The 19,218-nt window shown below is 61.6% G+C and carries 19 protein-coding genes; 2 read left to right on the top strand and 17 right to left on the bottom strand.

Going from position 1 to position 19,218, the window contains the following annotated elements; translation table 11 throughout:
* Positions 1-987, bottom strand: a complete 987-nt coding sequence (locus ABIE40_RS21270; RefSeq protein ID WP_199625642.1) for a BMP family protein — start codon at positions 985-987, stop codon at positions 1-3.
* A gap of 71 nt (positions 988-1,058) precedes the next feature.
* Here ABIE40_RS21270 and ABIE40_RS21265 point away from each other — a divergent pair, with 71 nt between their 5' ends.
* Entirely contained in the window at positions 1,059-1,430 is a 372-nt protein-coding gene (locus ABIE40_RS21265; protein WP_199625641.1) for a glutathione binding-like protein, read from the top strand.
* A 99-nt stretch (positions 1,431-1,529) separates the two neighbouring features.
* On the opposite strand, the gene ABIE40_RS21260 is transcribed toward ABIE40_RS21265, so the two are convergent.
* The 11 genes from ABIE40_RS21260 to ABIE40_RS21210 form a co-directional block, all read right to left on the bottom strand.
* The gene (locus ABIE40_RS21260; RefSeq protein WP_199625640.1) at positions 1,530-2,939 is read right to left on the bottom strand and encodes a sensor domain-containing diguanylate cyclase; all 1,410 of its coding nucleotides are present in this window, start codon (positions 2,937-2,939) and stop codon (positions 1,530-1,532) included.
* 325 nt (positions 2,940-3,264) lie between these two features.
* The gene (locus ABIE40_RS21255) at positions 3,265-4,398 is read right to left on the bottom strand and encodes an ABC transporter ATP-binding protein (RefSeq protein WP_199625639.1); all 1,134 of its coding nucleotides are present in this window, start codon (positions 4,396-4,398) and stop codon (positions 3,265-3,267) included.
* 87 nt (positions 4,399-4,485) lie between these two features.
* The gene (locus ABIE40_RS21250) at positions 4,486-5,691 is read right to left on the bottom strand and encodes an ABC transporter substrate-binding protein (RefSeq protein WP_112714661.1); all 1,206 of its coding nucleotides are present in this window, start codon (positions 5,689-5,691) and stop codon (positions 4,486-4,488) included.
* 74 nt (positions 5,692-5,765) lie between these two features.
* Positions 5,766-6,623, bottom strand: a complete 858-nt coding sequence (locus ABIE40_RS21245) for a carbohydrate ABC transporter permease (RefSeq protein WP_199625638.1) — start codon at positions 6,621-6,623, stop codon at positions 5,766-5,768.
* Positions 6,620-7,504: a carbohydrate ABC transporter permease gene (locus ABIE40_RS21240; RefSeq protein ID WP_199625637.1), complete on the bottom strand. Its 885-nt coding sequence runs from the start codon at positions 7,502-7,504 to the stop codon at positions 6,620-6,622. The genes ABIE40_RS21245 and ABIE40_RS21240 overlap by 4 nt, the downstream gene beginning before the upstream one ends.
* A gap of 13 nt (positions 7,505-7,517) precedes the next feature.
* Complete coding sequence (locus tag ABIE40_RS21235; RefSeq protein WP_199625636.1) at positions 7,518-8,675, bottom strand: Gfo/Idh/MocA family protein; 1,158 nt, start codon at positions 8,673-8,675, stop codon at positions 7,518-7,520.
* A 260-nt stretch (positions 8,676-8,935) separates the two neighbouring features.
* Positions 8,936-10,117 carry a M20 aminoacylase family protein gene (locus tag ABIE40_RS21230; RefSeq protein WP_199625635.1) on the bottom strand — a complete coding sequence of 394 codons (1,182 nt, stop codon included), beginning with the start codon at positions 10,115-10,117 and terminating at the stop codon, positions 8,936-8,938.
* Positions 10,118-10,201: 84 nt separating this feature from the next.
* The gene (locus ABIE40_RS21225; protein WP_130280405.1) at positions 10,202-10,981 is read right to left on the bottom strand and encodes an amino acid ABC transporter ATP-binding protein; all 780 of its coding nucleotides are present in this window, start codon (positions 10,979-10,981) and stop codon (positions 10,202-10,204) included.
* Positions 10,978-11,934, bottom strand: a complete 957-nt coding sequence (locus ABIE40_RS21220; RefSeq protein WP_199625634.1) for an amino acid ABC transporter permease — start codon at positions 11,932-11,934, stop codon at positions 10,978-10,980. Before ABIE40_RS21220 ends, ABIE40_RS21225 begins: the two co-directional genes overlap by 4 nt.
* Positions 11,931-12,815: an ABC transporter substrate-binding protein gene (locus ABIE40_RS21215; protein ID WP_199625633.1), complete on the bottom strand. Its 885-nt coding sequence runs from the start codon at positions 12,813-12,815 to the stop codon at positions 11,931-11,933. The genes ABIE40_RS21220 and ABIE40_RS21215 overlap by 4 nt, the downstream gene beginning before the upstream one ends.
* 35 nt (positions 12,816-12,850) lie before the next feature.
* Entirely contained in the window at positions 12,851-13,831 is a 981-nt protein-coding gene (locus ABIE40_RS21210; protein ID WP_199625632.1) for a substrate-binding domain-containing protein, read from the bottom strand.
* A gap of 101 nt (positions 13,832-13,932) precedes the next feature.
* Here ABIE40_RS21210 and ABIE40_RS21205 point away from each other — a divergent pair, with 101 nt between their 5' ends.
* Positions 13,933-15,261 (top strand): aminotransferase-like domain-containing protein, encoded by a 1,329-nt coding sequence (locus ABIE40_RS21205; protein ID WP_199625631.1) that lies wholly within the window; start codon positions 13,933-13,935, stop codon positions 15,259-15,261.
* Between the two features lie 7 nt (positions 15,262-15,268).
* Here ABIE40_RS21205 and ABIE40_RS21200 read toward each other — a convergent pair whose 3' ends face one another.
* The 5 genes from ABIE40_RS21200 to ABIE40_RS21180 all read right to left on the bottom strand — a co-directional run bounded on the left by ABIE40_RS21200 (position 15,269) and on the right by ABIE40_RS21180 (position 19,034).
* Complete coding sequence (locus ABIE40_RS21200) at positions 15,269-15,904, bottom strand: hypothetical protein (protein ID WP_199625630.1); 636 nt, start codon at positions 15,902-15,904, stop codon at positions 15,269-15,271.
* Between the two features lie 212 nt (positions 15,905-16,116).
* Positions 16,117-16,803 carry an ABC transporter permease gene (locus ABIE40_RS21195; RefSeq protein ID WP_112714641.1) on the bottom strand — a complete coding sequence of 229 codons (687 nt, stop codon included), beginning with the start codon at positions 16,801-16,803 and terminating at the stop codon, positions 16,117-16,119.
* Positions 16,800-17,504, bottom strand: a complete 705-nt coding sequence (locus ABIE40_RS21190) for an ABC transporter permease (RefSeq protein ID WP_199625629.1) — start codon at positions 17,502-17,504, stop codon at positions 16,800-16,802. Before ABIE40_RS21190 ends, ABIE40_RS21195 begins: the two co-directional genes overlap by 4 nt.
* Before the next feature lie 27 nt (positions 17,505-17,531).
* Entirely contained in the window at positions 17,532-18,305 is a 774-nt protein-coding gene (locus ABIE40_RS21185; RefSeq protein ID WP_199625628.1) for a lysine/arginine/ornithine ABC transporter substrate-binding protein, read from the bottom strand.
* 66 nt (positions 18,306-18,371) lie between these two features.
* On the bottom strand, positions 18,372-19,034 hold the full coding sequence (locus ABIE40_RS21180; protein WP_199625627.1) for a helix-turn-helix transcriptional regulator: 663 nt from the start codon (positions 19,032-19,034) through the stop codon (positions 18,372-18,374).
* Positions 19,035-19,218 lie beyond the last annotated feature (184 nt).

Genomic DNA, 19,218 nt, shown 5'->3' with positions numbered 1-19,218 from the left:
TTACTTCGGCTGGTCCATGTTTCTCGGAACTTCGAAGGTTCCGGCCTTGATTTCGGCGCGCTTGGCTTCCATCGCTGTTTCGGCATCGGCCGGGGCCACACCCTTCACATAGACGATGTCGCTGCCGCCTTCCTTCATCAGGCCGAAGGCCGTGTAGTTCTTGCCGACAGGCTTGCCGGCCTGAACGTCGGCGATCGCCGCATTGAGGATCGGACGGAAGCCCCAGAGCGCGTTGGCGAATACCGTGTCGGGATAGCGCGGCGAGTAATCGATCAGCGATCCGACAGCCTTGATGCCGCGCTCCTTGGCGGCATCCGCCGTGCCGATGCGCTCGCCGAACAGAATGTCTGCGCCTGCATCGACCTGGGCAAGGCCGGCTTCACGCGCCTTCGGCGGGTCGAAGAACGTGCCGATGAAGGCAACGAGGTGCTTGGCGTCGGGGTTCACGGCCTTGACGCCTTCGCCGAAGGCATTGATCAGCATGTTGACTTCGGGGATCGGGATCGCACCGACGGAACCCACGACGTTGGACTTCGTCATCTTGCCGGCGAGCATCCCGGCCAGATAGGCGCCGTCATGGTTCCAGGTGCCGAAGACGCCGAAATTGTCGCCTTCCTCATTGCCGCTGGAGCCGAGTACAAAAGCGGTGTCGGGATATTCGGCGGCCACCTGGCGCGCTTCCTTTTCGACCGCATAGGCCTCGCCGATGATCAGCTTGTTGCCCTGTTCGGCATATTCGCGCATGGCGCGCGGGTAATCGGTGCCCGAGACTCCCTCGGAGAAGACATATTCGATGACGCCTTCCTTCGCCGCGGCTTGAAGGGCCGCATGGAGACAGGAGTTCCAGGCATTTTCGACCGGCGAGGCGTGGATGCCGGCGACCTTGAGCGGTGCGGCGGCGCGTGCGGCGGGAGAAAGCGCGCTGACACCGAGCGCAATGCCCGAGGCCAGAACGGTACGGCGAGACATGATGAGCTGATTTTTCATAGTCGTTCCCCTTTTTTTGACTATTTGGTAAAAACCATAGGCAGGGGTTAAAAAAGTGTCAAGCAGAGTTCGTGATCAATGAATGGGCACAGCTAAAAATAGTATATTTGATTTCAAATGGTTATGGAATCAGCCGGCATTTTCAGCGGCGCCGGATACCGTTCGCGGCCCGATTGCAATCATGCCCGATGGATAGCCGGCATATAGAGGCAAATGACGTGCCAGCCCGCCGGTCGTCTCTGACGGGAAAGGCGGCAGCAGGCGCAATTTTTCAAGAGTGGCGGTGCTTGGCGCAGGACATGTTCGAAAGCTGGCTGAAGCTGGTAACGCGTCTGCTGGCAGAAACACCTTACCTTGCCTGCGACGAATTTACCGCGGCTGATATCGCGGCTAACGACCTTCTGGAGTTCAATCGACGACCCAAGCGCTCGGCTTCAGACTGACCAAAAAGTCTATATCGCGAGAACCGCTCAGTGTGATGAACCTGCGCCAAGATGCGAGCCTGATGCGAAGGTCACGAGCCGGTGATGCTCTCTTCAGCCTCAAGCGCACGCCAGCATGGCGTCGCCCTGCGCCTGAAAAGTCACCACGGATCCGCGGCCAATCGATTTGGCCGCGTAAAGCGCTTCGTCGGCTCTCTTGAGGGCTTCGTCACAGCTGCGGTCTGAAACTGAACCGGCATGATCAATACCGAACGAGGCGCCAATTCGCGCTTCGATGTGATCGAGGTCATAGGGCTGGCCGAGAAGCAACGAAAGCCGCCGGCAACTCAGCTCCGCTTCGACCTGTGTGGTCGAAGGCATCAGAATTGCGAACTCGTCACCGCCCAGACGGAAGACAATGTCGTCATGCCTCGTGGACGATCGAAGGCGTTGAGCGACCTGCCGGAGTACCTCGTCGCCGGCGGCATGTCCGTGCCGGTCGTTGACCGCTTTGAACCCATCGAGGTCCAGGCAGACGACGATGACGTTTCCTATTTCGGATAGACGACTGAACTGCGCTTCGATCGTCGTGCGATTGGAAAGCCCCGTGAGGAAGTCATGCGTCGCTGCATGTCGCATGCGCTTCTCCGCTTCGACCAACGACACCACTGCCTGCCGCGAAATCCTCGCAACAAATATGGCGCCAAAAACAAGCACGGCTATGACTGCGGCTGCAAGGGGAAGAGATTGTAAAAGTAAATCCCTGGCGGGCGTCGGTGGCTTCCAGGACAGGACTTCCTTTTGCCCATCGGTGCCGACGGCGACCTCGACGCGGGCTCGGTTGTCCGGAACGGAGGCCTGGCCGCCTATGGTCGCATCATCGAGGAGGAAGCGGTTACCCAGGAACTCCTGTAAGCTGCCGGCAATCGGGATCGCCGAAATGAGGATCGGAGCGCTTGGTCCGCGCGGTGTTGCCGTTCTGAAATCCGGTTGGAAGAGGCTTGCAGTCAGCAGCACGGCGTCACTTCCAATAACCTCGATTTTGCTGAATGAAACAGGATTGGGAATTCCTGATGCCTTTGCACCCTGCTCGCGGTCGCGAATTTGGGCAACGAGGGCGCTTGCGTCCCCAGCGATCTCGGCGGCGCCACGATGAAAGAATGGTCGCGTGGCGACTTCGTCGGCGGTCTTGTCGTAGATCATTTTGCCTTCGGCATCCAAAATGGCGACGAACCGGGTTCGAGACGTTCCAATCAACGAGTTGCCGATGTTGCGGTCGGTCCATTCGAGATCGAATGCGTTGTCGATTTTGGCGATCGACTCGTCCCAGATTGTCCAAGCAGTGAGGGCAAATTCGACGTCGGTGATCCAGATCGAAATGTTTCGTTTGACGAGTGTCTCCTGACGCTCGCGGATCTCCGCATCCAGGCGCGCGACACCATAATAGGGAACTGCTGCAAGCCCGGCGATCACGACGGCGGCGAGCAATAGCGCAGGTCCTACCAACTTCAATCCAGTGAAACGCTTCATCGCATGCCGGCCCTGAGTTTCTTCAGGGTGAACCTACAGGAGCGAAACCTTAGCGGCGGTTACCGCCGCCAGCGTTTTGATGGCTTCGGTTAATGGTTTGTCACACATCGGCAAACCAGGCCTGAGGCCACCCTTGAGTAGTCACGGCGACCGGCTATGGAGCGGGCGCCGACAAAATCCGCGTAATGCCGCCGTCATGAGTTGTTCGGCGTCGAACCCGGGTACGCTCCGCTTGGCTTCAGCGAGGATCGTAGTGGCTGAGCCGCAAGGCTGACGGCTGTGGCCGCAAAGTTGTTGCCGGCCAATATGGTTGGCTCGCTTACCCTCACGCGGTTGCCGGCAACAACAGGTTCATGTCGATTTCGGTGAGTTCGACCCGGCGCTCGAAGGCCTTGCCTTCCTCGTCGAAGAGGTGGCAGTCGGCGGCGTTGATACCGACGGTGACGGGCTGGTCGGCGCGGATGCCGACGCTGCCTGGGAGCATGGCGCAGAAGTTTTCCGTTTCGCCGCCGAGTGCTGCATAGGCAACGGTGTTGGCGCCGAGCCGCTCGATGACGCTCGGGGTGACGGCGAGCGATATGTCCCCATTGGTCAGCTGGATATGTTCCGGGCGGATGCCGAGCGTCAGCGTCTTGCCGACCATGCCGTCGCGCGGCGTGACCGGCAGCGTTGCCGTCTGGCCACGATAATCGACGGTGACGCCGGAGGCGCTGGCCGCGGTGCAGGTGACCGGCAGGAAATTCATTTTCGGATTGCCGATGAAGCCGGCGACGAACTGGTTTGCCGGCTTGTGATAGAGTTCCAACGGCGCGCCCGTCTGCGAGATATTGCCGGCGTCGAGCACGACGATGCGGTCGGCCATGGTCATGGCTTCCACCTGGTCGTGGGTGACGTAGATCATCGTCGCCTTCAGCTGCCGGTGCAGCTTGGCAAGCTCGATGCGCATGTCGGCGCGCAGCGCCGCGTCGAGGTTCGAGAGCGGCTCGTCGAACAGGAAGATCTTCGGTTCGCGGACGATCGCGCGGCCGATCGCGACGCGCTGGCGCTGGCCGCCCGAGAGCATGCCGGGCTTCTGCTGCAGCCGCGTTTCGAGATGCAGGATGCGGGCGGCATTCTCCACCTTGGCCTTGAGCTTCTCCTCCTCCATCTTCTCGACGCGCAGCGGGAAGGCGATGTTCTCGAAGACGCTCATATGCGGATAGAGCGCGTAGGACTGGAAGACCATGGCGATGCCGCGCTTGACCGGCGGCAGATCGTTGACGCGCACGCCATCGATGACGATGTCGCCCTTGGTGGTCGCATCGAGGCCGGCGATCATCCGCAGCAGCGTGGACTTGCCGCAGCCCGACGGGCCGACGAAGACAACGAACTCGCCGTTCTTCACGTCGAGCTCGACGCCTTTCAGAACTTCGTAGTCGCCATAGAATTTTTGAACTTTATTGAGCTGAAGCTGTCCCAAAAATCTGTCTCCGGTCCCGGCCTTGAACGCGCATGAAGTTGGTCGGTGAGGATCGCGGCCGGATGACCGCGATCCTCGTTTCGAGGCTTACTTGAAGGCTTCGATTTCGCCGGCAGCCTTCTTGAGGGCGGCTTCCGGTTCTGCCTTGCCGGTGACGACGGACTGGACCATCTCGATCATCGAGTTCTGGAAGCCCTTGTAATCGGTGAAGAGCGGCTCCGGACCACCGTAATCGATACCCTCGATGAACGGCTTCCAGAAGGGATCCTTGGCAACGAACTCGTCGACCTTCTTGGACGGACGCAGCGGGGTGAGGCCAGCGCCGCCCTGCAGTTCGTATTCGCCCTGGATATCGGGAGAGGTGATGTACTTGGCGAATTCGGTCGCCTTTTCTTCGACGCCCGAGCCCTTGAAGATCGCAAGGCTGTCGGTGATCAGCAGCGTGCCGGCGCCCTTGGCATCCGGACCAAGCGGCAGCGTCGCAACGCCCCAGTTGATCTTGGTGTCCTTCAGGCGGTAGGCAGCGCCGGAGCCGGCCTGGATCATCGCGACCTTGCCGTCGAGGAAGATGGCGCGGACTTCGTTCTGTTCGTATGCCGTCGGGCCTTCTTCGGCATAAGCGGCGATATCCTTGTAGGCTTTCAGGGCCGCGAGGATCTGTGGGCTGTCGAGGGTCACCTTGCCCTCGGCATCGGTGACGGCGCCGTTATTCGTATAAACCCAATGCATGAACTGGTGCATCGTGTTGTCGAAGGTCTTGGCCGAGAGACCGAAGCCCGGAACGCCGGTCTTTTCCTTGATGGTCTTTGCCATCTCGATTTCTTCGGCCCAGGTCTTCGGCGGCTTCTCGGGGTCGAGACCGGCCTGCTTGAAGAGATCCTTGTTCCAGTAGAGGGCCTTGGTCGAGAAGGCGATCGGAACGCCCCACTGGTTGCCGTCGAAGGTGACGGTGTCGACGATATGCGGGTAGTACCCCTTCTTCTCGTCGTCACTCATCGGAACCGGAACGATCAGGTCGTTCTGCGCGAATTCCTTCAGCGTGCGCGAGCCGACATAGGCCATGGCGACGGGCGTGCCGGCGGCTGCCAGCGTCGTAGCCTTGTCCTGGCACTGCGCCCAGCCGACGACTTCGGGCGCGACCTTCCAGCCTTCGTTCTTGGATTCCCATTCCTTGATGTATTTGGTGTGGATCGGGTCGATCGTGTCGCCGCAATAGATCCAGCTGATTTCCTTGTCGGCTGCCTGGGCAGTGACCGCGGTCAGTGCCGTCGAACCGAGCAAGGCGAGCGCCATGAGGCCTGTCTTGATGGTAGTGTTCACGTCGTGACTCCCATTCTCGTTGTTAGCTGTTCACTCTTTTCTTGGTCTTATTGTTTCACCGCACCGGCGGTCAGGCCGCCGACAAGGTAGCGCTGAAGGAAGAAGATGACGACCATCGCCGGCGCGATGCCGACGAAGGAGGCCGCCATCAGTTCGTTCCAGATGACCTCCTGCTTTCCGAAGTAAGCGAAGAGTCCCACCGGCAGGGGCATGTATTCAGTCTTCGAGTTGAAGGTCAGCGCGAAGATGAACTGCTGGGCATAGGCGCCGATGAAGGTGGTAATCGCGACGACGATAATCCCCGGCATCGCAATGGGCAGAATGACGCGGCGGAGCGTATAGAAATGGCTGGCGCCATCCATATAAGCCGCTTCGTTGAGTTCCTGGGGAATGCGGATCATGTAGGTGCGCAGAAGCCAGATCGCCGACGGGATCAGGAAGGCGACACCCGGCACGATCATGGCAAAATAGGTGTTGAGCACGCCCATCGTGCGCATCAGGCGGAAAAGCGGAATGAGCAGCACGGCGCCGGAGAACATGTTCACCGTCAGGAAGGCGCCGAGCAGGATGCCCATGCCGCGGAATTCGAACTTCGCGAAGGCATAGGATGCCGGGATGACCAGGCAGAGCACGATGACGGTCACGATGATCGAGATGAAGAAGGAGTTGAAGATATAGCGCCCGAAGCCCGGCACGCTGATCCACATCGTCCTGTAGGCCTCGAACGAGCCGTTCTCCGGCCAGAAGCGGTATGGCGAGGAGAAGAGCTGGCTGAGCGGCTTCAAGGATACCAGGAAGCCTTCGACGAAAGGCGACAGAACGAAGAAGAGAAACATCGCGATGCCGCAATAGATGAGGATGATTTCCCACCAGCTGTAGCGATCGATCATGGGACGGCTGCTCATGCGCGCTTCTCCGGGTTGAGGCGGCGGGTGACGCGGAAATAGGCGAAGCAGAAGAGCGACAGGAAGATGCAGATCAGCACGGCGCGGGCTGCACCTTCACCGTATTTCTTCGAGCCGATTGCCGTCTGATAGGTGTCGATGATCATCGTCGTCGTTTCACCGCTCGGACCGCCCTGCGTCAGGATCCAGATGATGTCGAAGGAATTGAAGGTCGCGATCAGCGACAGCATCGACATGGTGATGATGGCGGGAACCATCAGCGGCAGCGTGATGCGGCGGAAGCGGTACATGCGGCCGGCGCCGTCGGTCCATGCGGCCTCATAGAGATCCTTCGGGATCGACTGGATGGCGGCGAGGAAGTAGATCGTCACCAGCGGCACGCCGATCCAGACGTCGGTCACGATCGTCGCCCAGAAGGCGGTGCTGCCATAGGCGAGGAAGGCGACCGGGCCATCGACCAGGCCGAAGCGCTGCAGCAGGCCGGAGATCATCCCGAACTGGCCGTTATACATCCAGCCCCACATGAAGATGCCGATCGCCATCGGCACGATCCATGGCGGCATGGTCAGCAGCCGGAACAGCGAGCGGCCGGGCACGGCGGCATTCAGCATGACGGCGCCGAACGTGCCGATGATCATCTTCAGGGCGACCGAAAAGAACGTCCAGATGAAGGTGCGCAGAATGACTTCCGCGAAGGTGGAATTGAAGATCTTCTCGTAATTGACCCAGCCGACCCAGTTCGTGACCTTGCGCAGCGATGCGTCCGTGAACGACAGGATGAACGTGTCGACCAGCGGATAGGCAACGATTGCCAGGACGTAGATGACTGCTGGAAGGAGAAGGATCCAGGCGAAGATGACGGCACTTTTCTGAGCACTCATCTTGCCGCCTCCCTCAAGCCGCTCTGGCGTGTAGCGCCTCGTCGAACCTGTCCCAGACGGGACGAAGGTCGATGACGGCCTTCTTCATGCGGGCCTCATCCATGGCAAGCGCCAGGATGCCGGCCTCCAGAGCATTGAGCGTCGAGACCGGCAGCTCGGACCCGGTGCGCACGCTCTCCAGGATATCGGCTGCCATCTGCTCGTCGGCGCCGTAATGCTGGGAGAGCTCGGTCGCGGCGTATTTCGTCTCGACGACCTTCTTGCCGGTCAGCTGCTCGTGGACATCGAGATAGCCGCGGACGAAGTCGCCTTCGGCCATGCCGCGCGACCCCATGATCGCGAAACGGCGGAACTGGTCGGGGACATTCAGGTTCGTGTGAAAGTTCATGCCGACGCCATTGGAATATTCGACGATTGCCACCTGGTAGTCGATGATGTCGGCGTCGCTGTCGAACACCTTGTCGGAGCCCATCCAGCCGCTCGGCTTGCGATGGAAGAGTTCGAGATCGTTGATGCCTTCGCGGGCCGGGTCGTTGGCGGGAATGAAGCTCTTGCGGCCCCCGAAGCTTGCGACGCGCTCGGGACGTGCGCCGATGACGCCATTGTAGAGATCGAGGTCATGGCAGCACTTTTCCAGCATGAAGCTGCCGGAATAGCGCTCGTAGCGGCGCCAGTCGCGCATGAAGAAGGCGCCGTGATAGGGCTCGATATGCTCGGATGCCTCGATCGAGACGATCTGGCCGAGCTTGCCTTCGGCCTGGATGGCGCGCAGGTCCTTGTAGAGTGGCGAGTAGCGCAGCACGAGGCCGACCATCAGCCGCTCATGGCCGAATTTCGCCATCAGGTGAGCGAGCTCGATGCTCTCGGCGATCGTCGTGACGATCGGCTTTTCGCAGAAAACCTTCAGGCCGGATTCGAGGCCGAGGCGGATATGGTCGAGATGCATGTGGTTGGGAGAGCCGATCATCAGGAGATCGAGCTTTTCGGAGGCCAGCAGTTCCTGCGGCGTACCATAGGCCTTGCCGACCGAAATGCCCTTTTCCGTCAGCCCCGGAAGACCCGCAGGCTCCGGATCGACATAGCCGACGATTTCGAAGCTGCTGTCGATAGCCGTAAAGACATGGCCGAGGTAGCCGAGCCGGAATCCCAGCCCTATGATTCCCACTTTCATCCCGATGACGTTCCCAATTTCGTAATTTATTTTCTTCAAGTTGGGACAAAAATCAGAGGCCGTCAACCGAAAACGGGCCTGAAAGCGCATTGATGAAATTAATTTTCATAATATACGGGATAAGCGCGTTTTTGGGCATATCCGCGCAAGCAAAGCAGGCAGCCGATGAAAACGGCTGCCGCTGGCGTCATGAAACTGGTTTCGTTCCGTGGAACCAGTTGGCTGCTCCACCTTTGAGGCGGGGCGGCGGCCTCTGAAGCCTATTCGTCGAGGTAGCGCTCGGTCAATCGCGCCCACATGGCAGCACCCGCCACCAGGCTTTCATCGGCGAAGTCGTATTTGGCGCTGTGCAGGATGGCCGAGTTGACGCCGTTGCCGAGGCGCAGGAAGGCGCCGGGCTTGTGTTCGAGGAAGTGCGAGAAGTCCTCGCTCCCGGGGATCAGGGCGCAGGTCGTGACCTTTTCGGCGCCGACGAGCTCTTCGGCGACCTTCCAGGCGAATTCCGTCTCTGCCTCGGAATTGACGACGACAGGGTGGCCGTGGACGTAGTCGATCTCCACCGTGGCGCCGAAGCCGTCGACGACGGACTCCGTCAGCTTGCGGACGCGGGCTTCCAGAAGTTCGCGGGTCTTCGGATCGAAGGACCGGGCGGTGATCAGCAGCTTGGCGCTTTCAGGAATGACGTTCGAAACCTCGCCGCTATGGATCGCGCCGACGGTGACGACAGCCGTCTGGGTCGGGTCGACGCTGCGCGAGACGATGGTCTGCAGCGCGACGACGAGGTGGCAGGCGACGACGACGGGGTCGATCGTCAGGTGCGGGCGTGAGGCATGGCCACCCTTGCCGGTGATGGTGATCTCGGCGGTATCGGCGGCTGCCATCAGCGGGCCGGAGCGCATCAGAAAGGTGCCCTCGGGAGCACCGGGATGATTGTGCAGACCGTAGATGACATCGAAGGGAAAGCGTTCGAACAGGCCGTCGGCGATCATTGCCGGAGCGCCGCTGACGGCACCCGCTTCCTCTGCCGGCTGAAAGATCAGCGTCACCGTGCCGTTGAAGCGGCGGGTACGGGCCAGATATTCGGCGGCGCCGAGAAGAATGGTTGTATGGCCGTCGTGGCCGCAGGCATGCATCTTGCCGGAAACCTTGCTGGCATAATCGAGGCCGGTCTGCTCGGCGATCGGCAGCGCGTCCATGTCGGCGCGGATGGCGATGCTCTTGTTGCCGCTGCCTGCCATCATGCGGGCGACGACACCGTGGCCGCCAACATTGCGCGTGACGTCATAGCCCCAGGCCTCGAGCTTTTCGGCGACGAGGCGCGCGGTTTCGGCTTCTTCGAAGGAGAGTTCGGGATTGGCGTGAAGGTGGCGGCGGGTCGCCGTCAGCTCTGCCTTCATCGGTTCGAGATCCGAGAGGCTGGCGAAATCGTTCTTGAGGGTCATGGCCGTTCCGGTCTTGCGGGAGTGCGGCCGCTGCCGCCAGGGCGGCGAGCGGCGCGCGTCTTTTCGGGAGGAGAATTGCCGCGCTCAGATAAAGCGCGACAGGAAGCTTCGGGTGCGGGGGTGCTGCGGATTGCCGAGCACGTCTTCGGGCTTGCCCTGTTCGACGACCTTGCCGCCATCCATGAACACGACACGGTCCGCCGCTTCGCGGGCAAAGCCGATCTCGTGGGTGACGACGATCATCGTCAGGCCCTGATTGGCGAGGTCGCGCATGGTGGCGAGCACTTCGCCGACGAGTTCCGGGTCGAGCGCCGAGGTCGGCTCGTCGAAGAGCATTAGCTTCGGCTTGATGGCGAGCGCCCGGGCGATGGCGACGCGCTGTTGCTGGCCGCCGGAGAGCTGGCGCGGATAGTTGTCCGCCTTGGCCGAGAGGCCGACGCGTTCCAGCAGGCGCTTGGCATTCTCGGTCGCTTCCTTGCGGCTTTCGCCGTGGATGCCGACGGGTGCCTCGACGATGTTCTGCAGCGCCGTCATATGCGGGTAGAGGTTGAACTGCTGGAACACCATGCCGATCTTCCGGCGCTGGAGCGCGACGGCATGATTAGAAAGCTGCACCAGCTTGCCCTTGCGGAAGCTGTAGCCGATCTGCTCGCCATCCACCTCGATCGATCCCTGATTGATGGTCTCAAGGCGGTTGATACAGCGCAGGAAGGTTGACTTGCCGGAGCCCGACGGTCCCAGGATGACGACGACTTCGCCGGGGGCGACGTCGAGGTCGATGCCCTTCAGCACTTCGAGCTGGTCGAAGGACTTGTGGACATTTCGGGCGCGCACGAGCGGCTCGATGGTCGCGATCGCGTTCATTGGCTCACCTCCTGTGCGGCAGCAAGAGCCGGTGCCGGCACGGCGGCCTCCTTCGCGGCCCTAGGGGCGCCGGTGCGGCGGTCGCCACGGCTGTAGTAGCGCTCGATGTAGCTCTGGCCGATGTTCAGCACCGAGGTGATGAGCAGGTACCAGATGACGGCGACGAGCAGCATCGGGATGACTTCGAAGGTGCGGTTGTAGATCGACTGGACCGAATAGAGCAGGTCGGCCATGGCGATGACGCTGACGAGCGAGGTCGCCTTGATCATGCTGATCAGCTGGTTGCCGGTCGGCGGAACGATCGAGCGCATCGCCTGCGGAATGATGATGCGGCGCAGCGCCCTTGCCCGTGTCATGCCGAAGGCTTCGGCAGTCTCGAACTGGCCCTTGTCGACCGAAAGCAGACCGCCGCGGATGATCTCGGCCATATAGGCTGCTTCATTGAGGGCAAGACCGGCGATCGCGGCGGTCATCGGACTGATGACGGAATTCGTGTCCCAGCTGACGAAGGTCGGCCCGAAGAACGGGATGCCGATCGACAGCGTCGGGAAGAGGGTCGAGAGGTTGTACCAGAAGATCAGCTGCACCAGCAGCGGCGTGCCGCGGAAGAACCAGATGAAGAGCGATGCGAGAGAGTTGGCAAGGCCGTCCTTCGACAGGCGGGCGATGGCAAGCAGCAACCCGAGGATGACGCCGATGATCATCGCCACGACGGTCAGGCCAAGCGACACATAGAGACCGCTGATGACGACCGGATCGAAGAAATACTGGGCGACGACCGGCCAGCCGAAATTTTCGTTTCCGGCGATCGACCAGGCAAAGTAGGCGGCAATTGCCAGGACGATGACCCAGGCCGCGACGCGGCCGGTGGGGAAGGGCTTGTGGGCATGCGCCACATCCCGAGCTGCCGCATCGCCGGGTGGCGATGCGGTGTTCTTGATATCAGTGCTCATTTCGGCAACGTCCCGCCGAGGTTGATGCCCGGCTCCTTGATCATGTTGTTCTCGAGGCCCCATTTCTTCATGATGGCCGCATAGGTGCCATTATCGATCAGAACCTTGACCGCGTCACGCAGAACAGGGCCGAGCGGCGAACCCTTGGGAACGACGGCGCCCTGATAGAGCGCTTCGAAGCCGTTCTTCTGGCCGACACCCGTCAGTTCCAGCTGGCCATTGGCCTGCGAGACGAAATAGGTGAGCGGTGCCTGGGAGGAGAAGAAGGCGTCCGAACGCTTGGAGCGGACCGCCAGGATCGAGCTCGGCTGGTCGGTGAAGGACTGCACTTCGATCGGGTCCTTGCCGTCGGTCTTGCACTTCTCGGCCTGGACCTGGATGACCTTTTCGGCCGAGCCGCCAGCCATGACGGCAATGCGGTTGCCACAGGCGCTGTCGAGCGAGGTGATCGCCTTCGGATTGCCCTTCTGGACGGCAAAGACGACGAATTCCTGAACCCAATCGACGAAGTCGTTGGCCTCTTCGCGGCTCTTGAAGTCGCCGACGGGACCGAAGGCGAACTGGTAGCGGCCGGAATTGACGCCGGCGAGGAGGGCGGGAAGGCCGCCGACCGTTTCATGCTCGATCGTGACGCCGAGGATCTGGCCGAGTGCATCGGTCAGATCGGCGCTGGCGCCGGTCATCTCGGTGCCGGTGACGATTTCATAGGGAGGGAAGGAGCCGTTATTGACGGAGATCATCTTGCCCGCCGTGCGGATCGCCTCTGGCAGCTTGCCCTTCAGCTCCTCGTTGACCGAGAGCTTCGGCAGATCCTGCGCCAGGGCCGCTCCGGAGAGCATGACGCCGGCGAGCGCAAGAGTGGTCATTTTCTTCAATTGCATGGTCATTCCCCTTTTTGATTTGGTATTCTCGGGTGTCAGGCGGCGGCAGCTACCGGTCTGCCGTCAATGTCGAGTGGAAAGAGTTCTTCCGGCGTCATCAGCCGCGGCAAGATGCCCTGGGCATGAAGCTCTCCGGCGAAATCGGCGATCATCTTGCGGTTGGTCGCAAAGCCGCTTGCATCCCAGCCTTCGGGCAGTTCGGCGGCGCATTTCAGAAGCTCGTCGAACATGAAGGGCGTCGTCTCGGCATATTTGCGCCGCTTGGATAGCCACATGCGCTGCGATTCATCGATCAGGCGGCTGAGCTCTTCGATCACCCAGGGATGCTCGGCGGCGATCTCCGACTTGATGCCGATCAGGTGCATACCGGGTACATAGCCCACCTCGTCGAAATAGCGACGCTCGGCGCCTCGGAAGTCCGAAAGAAGCTGGCGGAAGGGCGAGCCGCTGGCGAAGTAGCCGTCGGGCATGAAGGGCGTGAAGATCGCGTCGAGCACACCTTCCTTCAGCAGCTCGACCATCGGGCGCTCGCCGGGAGCGGCTTCGATGCGCCCAGCGCGGCCGAAGCCGTCGAGGCGGTCGACGATCGGATGCGCCTCGGTCAGGCGTCCCGCATACCACATGGCATCCTCGACGCCGACGCCTTCGCGGCGCACGGCGGCGCGCGTCCAGGTATTGCCGGAGTCGCGCCAGCCGGTGACGCCGATGCGCTTGCCGGCGAGATCGCCGAGTTCGCGCAGCTCGCTGTCCTTGGTCGTGACGATGCAGCGATGGCGGAAGCCGCGCATGATGAAGTTCGGAATGCCGACGACGCTCTCGTCGCCGTCGATGCGCAGCTGCGTGTAGCGGCTGAAGGACATTTCGGCGGCGTCATAGCGGTCGCTCTTGCCGACATGCGAAAGCAGCGTGCCGACGCGATCGACCTTGATGTCGAGCTTTGGCGAGGAGACGTCACCGAGAACCAGTGGCGTCATGTAGTCCCAGTCACGAAGGGCGAGGCGTAAGGTCAGGGGCATTTGCATCTACTCTTAAAAAGCTTGTGTTCATGATCGATAAATGTTCAAAATACATTGATCAAATGTTATTACGTTATTGAACATTAAAAAATGGCGCGAAAATGAGCGAAATACGGGACGCAAACTGGTTTGCTGAAAAATTGAACGATCGTACGATTCGCGGAATCGCGATTGAAACCAGTGCCTTGATCCGCGCCGGCGCGCTGCCTGTCGGCACCAAATTGCCGGCGATCCGCGATCTCGCCTTCGCGCTCGGGATCAGCCCCGCGACGATCTCCGAGGCCTGGAGCGAGCTGCGGCGGCAGAAAATCATCAGCGGCCGCGGCCGCAACGGCACCTGGGTCAGCGGCGACCGCTTCATTGCCAAGCCGGAACGCCTGGCAAGCGTCGGCGATTATGGTGAGGGCGTGCTGGACCTCACGGCGGCTGTGCCCGATGTCCGCCTGCTGCCGAAGCTTGCCGAAGCCATGGCCTATGGCGCCTCGGCCGAGAACCTGAACAGTTACGAGCGCAGCCGCATCCTGCCGGAGCTGGAAGAGGCGGTCAGGCGTTCATGGCCCTACGAGCCGGAAGCCTTTCTCGCGACCAATGGCGGCTACAATGCCGTCTATACGCTGATCCATGCCTTGGTGACGCCGGGGGCCTCGGTGGCGATCGAGGTTCCCACAGGCATGCGACTGCTCGACATCCTGGAAGACCGCGGCGTGCGCATCCTGCCGGTCCAATGCGATGGCGAGGGGCCGGTTCCGGCGTCACTGGAAGCGGCGATGCGGCTGCGCCCGGCAGCCTTCATCTTCCAGCCTCGCATCCATTCCGTCACCGGCCAGAGTGTCAGCGCCGGGCGGATGGAGGCATTGGCGGCGATCCTGAAAGATAGCGATACGCTGATCGTCGAGGACGATGGCGTTGCCGATATTTCGTCGGCGCCGCGCCATTCACTGGGCTCGCTCTATCCGGATCGCGTCATCCACATTCTGTCCTTCTCGAAAACCCATGGCCCGGATCTCCGGCTCGCGGTGCTCTCCGGCTCACGGGCGATGATCGAGCAGATCCAGTCCTACCGCGCCTTCAGCGCCGGCTGGACGAGCCGCATCCTGCAATCCGCAGCCGCCTGGCTGCTCCGCGATCCGGCAACCGGCGAAACGCTGGAGCGGGCGCGCGACACCTACATCAAGCGCCGCGCCGACCTGATCAGTGCGCTTGGCGAGCGCGGGGTCGAGGCGGCGCATGGAGGCGGATTATGTGCATGGGTGCCGGTCTCCTCGGAGCCGTTTGCTCTGGTGACGCTCGCCGCTCGCGGCATCGCGGTTCATCCGGGCGCGAAGTTCTCGGTCCTGCCGAGCAGCCACCTGCGCGTCGCGACCGCCAACCTGACGGATCGCTGCCAGGAGGTTGCCGACGGCATCGCGCTCGCGGCCGTTCACCAGTGAGGAAGGATTATTCGCCGGCGGAGCGGCCGGTCGCGAGTTCCATCTTGCGCAAGCAGTCGTCATTGCCGGCAAAGCGGAAGATGCCGTAGACGGCGAGGCCGAGCTCGTCGCTGCCCGATATCGTCAGGCTAGCGGACTCGGCATTGCCGAAGCGCAGCGACAGGTCGTTCCACTGGTCGAAGATCTGCCGGTCTTCGCTGATGATCGCCTCTTCGAACTGCCGGTTGTCGCGGAATTCGTTGCTGGTGGCGTGATCGACCGTTTCGTCGGGTTTGCCGAGCTGCTGGCTCATCAACACGTAGGCCTTGCCGAACAGCGCGCGGGTTTTCTTTCCGTCGCTGTCTTCGGCGATATAGGAGGAGACCGCCGAGATATTGCAGATCCCAGTGCCCTTCACATAGGCGAGGATATATTCGCTGAAGAGGTCGCTCGCCTCCGGCGCGCCCTTGCAGACATACTGTCCGGTCGCATCGCTCGTGCTGCTGCCGCCGCCATCGATCGCCTCGCAGCCGAGCGTTGAGGGGCGCATGTCCTGCGATATGCCGAATGGCAGCATCGCCGGCGCCGTCTCCTGCGGAGCGGCGGCGGGTGCGACGATTGCTGCAGCAAGAGCAATCGGAAGCATGCCGAAATCGAAAGCCATCATGTCCTCGTCAGCGATTCCGCATCAGTCAATCGCATGCCGGGCACGCGATTTCTACCGTTTGGAAAACGCAGCTGTGGACAAGCCCGTTCCTTCACGATTGCACATCGGCCGGTAACATAGCCGCAGCAAAGCCTTAGCGGACGGGGAGCATCATGCGCCGGGCGGCCTGCTTGCCGCCCGCGTCGAGGTCGATAAAAGCGCCGGCTGGACTAGCGGGCAGCCTTCAGCCGGAAGCGGGCTTCCAGGTGATTCCAGCCGCGGCGCAGCAGCTCGACGATGATGATGTAGACGATCGCCGCCGCAATATAGAGCTGGAAATCATAGGTGCGCTGGAAGGCAAAGCGCGTGGCGCCGAGCAGGTCGTAGACGGTGACGACGCTGGCGACCGCGCTGCCTTTCAGCACCAGCACCACTTCGTTGCCGAAGCCGCGCAGGCCGTGGCGGATTGCCTGCGGCACGACGACGAGGAAGGTCGCCAGGAACGGCCTGAGTGCAAGCGCTTTCGCGGCTTCCATCTGTCCGCGCGGAACGGCGAGCACTGCGCCGCGGAAGATTTCCGACTGGTAGGCGGCGGTGTTGAGGCTGAAGGTCAGGAGCACGCAGAATTGCGGCTCGCGGAACAGCTGCCAGAGGCCGAGCGCCTGCAGTTCGGGCCGGAATTGTCCGGAACCGTAATAGACCAGGAAGACCTGGGCGAGCAGCGGCGTGCCGCGCACCGCATAGGAATAGGCGAAGGCCGCAGCCCGCACCGCCTTCGGGCCGGACAGCCTGGCCCAGGTCAGCAGCGCGGCGAGGACGGCGCCGAGCGTGATGGAGATGACCGTGAGCTCGATGGTGACGAGCAGGCCGGAAAACAGGCGTCCGCCATATTGCTGGAAAACGTCGAGATCGATCATCGCGCATGCCCCCAGCCACGGTTGGCATAGCGTTCGAGCGCAATCAGCACGGTGCTCGAGAGCATCGTCAGCAGCAGGTAGATCGTGCAGGCGGCGGCATAGAAGAGAAAGGGCTGCTTGGTCTGGCCCGAGGCCAGATAGGCCTGGCGCAGGATGTCGTCGAGCGCGATGACGGAAACAAGCGACGTTTCCTTCAGCAGCGCCAGCCAGCAGTTGCCGAGACCGGGCAGGGCCGGGCGCAGCAGCTGCGGGAAGATCACCTTGAGAAACAGCGGGAAGGGTTTCAGGCCGAGGCTGAGACCGGCTTCGATCTGGCCGCGGTCGATACCGCGCAGTGCGCCGAGCAGCACTTCGCTGGAATAGGCGGCAAAGACCGCGCCGAGCGCGATGACGCCGGCGATGAACGGGCTCAGTTCGAGATTGACGCTGTAGCCCATCCATTCGCCGACGGTGCGAATGGCGATGGACGAACCGTAATAGATGAGCAGCAGCGTCAGCAGTTCGGGCAGGCCGCGAAAGGCTGTCGTGAAGCCTTCGCCGATTGCCCGCAGCAGCTTGCTGCGGGCGTTCTTCATCAGGGCAAGGCCAAGCCCGAGGGCAAAGCCGAACGGCAGGGTGGTCAGTGCCAGCTCGATCGTCAGCAATGTGCCGGCGAGGAGCTGGCCGCCCCAGCCATTCGCGCCAAATCCAAGGGTTTCCATGGCCTCTTCGTCTCCGGGCGCGACGGCTTAGTAGATCGAGAAGGGGAAGTACTTCGCGTTGATCGTCTTGTAGGTGCCGTCGGCAACGATATTGGCGAGCGCCTTGTTCAGCTTGGCCTGCAGGTCCGGTTCGGCCTGACGGATGCCGATGCCGACGCCGTCGCCGAGATAGTGCGAGTCCTTGATGTCGTTGCCGGCGAGCTGGCAGCAGTCGTTGCCCGACTTCTTGAACCACTCGGTCAGCGTGATCTTGTCGGCCATGACGGCATCGACGCGGCCGGCGACGAGGTCGAGCAGGGCTTCGTCAACGGTGCCGTACTGGCGCACGTCGGCATCCTTGTACTTGTCTTCGATCAGCGTCGAGAAGGTCGAGGAGGACTGGACGCCGAGCGTCTTGCCCTTCAGGTCGTCAGGCGTGTTGCCTGCCAGAGGCGCGGACTTCAGAACCGCGAGTGCACCGGCCGTGTGGTAATAGGGGTCGGTGAAGGCGATCTTCTTCTTGCGCTCTTCGGTGATCGACATCGAAGCGACGATCGCGTCGTAGTGATGGGCGAGCAGGCCCGGAATGATGCCGTCCCAATCCTGGGCGACGATCTTGCACTCGACCTTCATCTTGTCGCAGAGCGCCTTGGCGATATCGACGTCGAAGCCGGCGAGCGTGCCGTCGGCCTGCTTGAAGTTGAAGGGCGGGTAGGCGCCTTCGGTGGCGATGGTCAGCTTTTCCTGAGCGAAGGCGGAGGATGCTGAAAGGCCGAGCAGGCCGAGTGCGGCGAAAGCGGCCGCAGCGATAGTTCTATTCATGTCTCAGTTCCCTTTATCTTTATGAGGTGGTTGCCAAAGGCCGGCCGGCGGGGGCGCCGGATAGCCTCAAATTTCCTCCTGGAGCGCCTTGGCTCCCGGAGAATTCCTGCCGCTCTTCTTGTCTCTCAGATCCTTGAGATGCTTGTAGAGCGTCGCTCTCGACATCCTCAGCACCTCGGCGATGTACGGGGTGGCATTGCGGATCGAGAACAGTCCCTGATTGTCGAGAATGGAGACGAGCTCGCTGAGATCGTCCTTGCTGAGGCCGGCTTCCGTCAGATGCCGCTCGCGCAGATAGGCGTCGATCGTGGCGCTGACGACCTCTTTCCAGTCGCTCTTGAACAGCGCTTCCGGCGGTTCGGAAGGCGGCGAGAACTGGATGAGGTTGCGGATAAACTCGACCGCGCCCTCGAACACCGAAATATCGAGGTTGATGCAGAGCAGCCCGACCGGCCGGTTGGCGTGGTCGCGCAGGACTGCGGTGACCGAGCGCAGCTGGCGGCGGTCCCAATTGGTCTTGCGATAGGGGCCGATGACGGAGGAGTCGATCGAGATCGCCACTTCCACATCGGTCATTGAGGAGTCGCCGGGCCGGCGCTTGGAAAAGGCGTTGGCGATAAAGGCGATGTTGCCGGTCGCAAGGTCGTGCAGCACGACTTCGGCATGCGGCTGCAGCAGCGTCGCAATCGCCTGGCAAACGGGAACGTATGGCTTCAGAACTTCCTTCATGCTTAACGGTTACGCCCTGTAAGACATTTTGTCAAACAAGACATATTGTCTCAAATCTCGTCCGGGTATAGGAAGTGTTCAGGGAGGAAGTGGATTGCGTGCCGTTAGCTGCGAAATCGCTACTTAAGGCTGGATTTCATAGCATCTGACGTCGCGGAACCGCCTTTTCTCGAGCAGAGGTCGA

This window comes from Rhizobium sp. OAE497 (assembly GCF_040546565.1).
Lineage (GTDB): Bacteria > Pseudomonadota > Alphaproteobacteria > Rhizobiales > Rhizobiaceae > Rhizobium.
The sequence above is the reverse complement of the archived record's forward strand: the minus strand, read 5'-3'. Positions and strand labels throughout refer to the sequence as shown.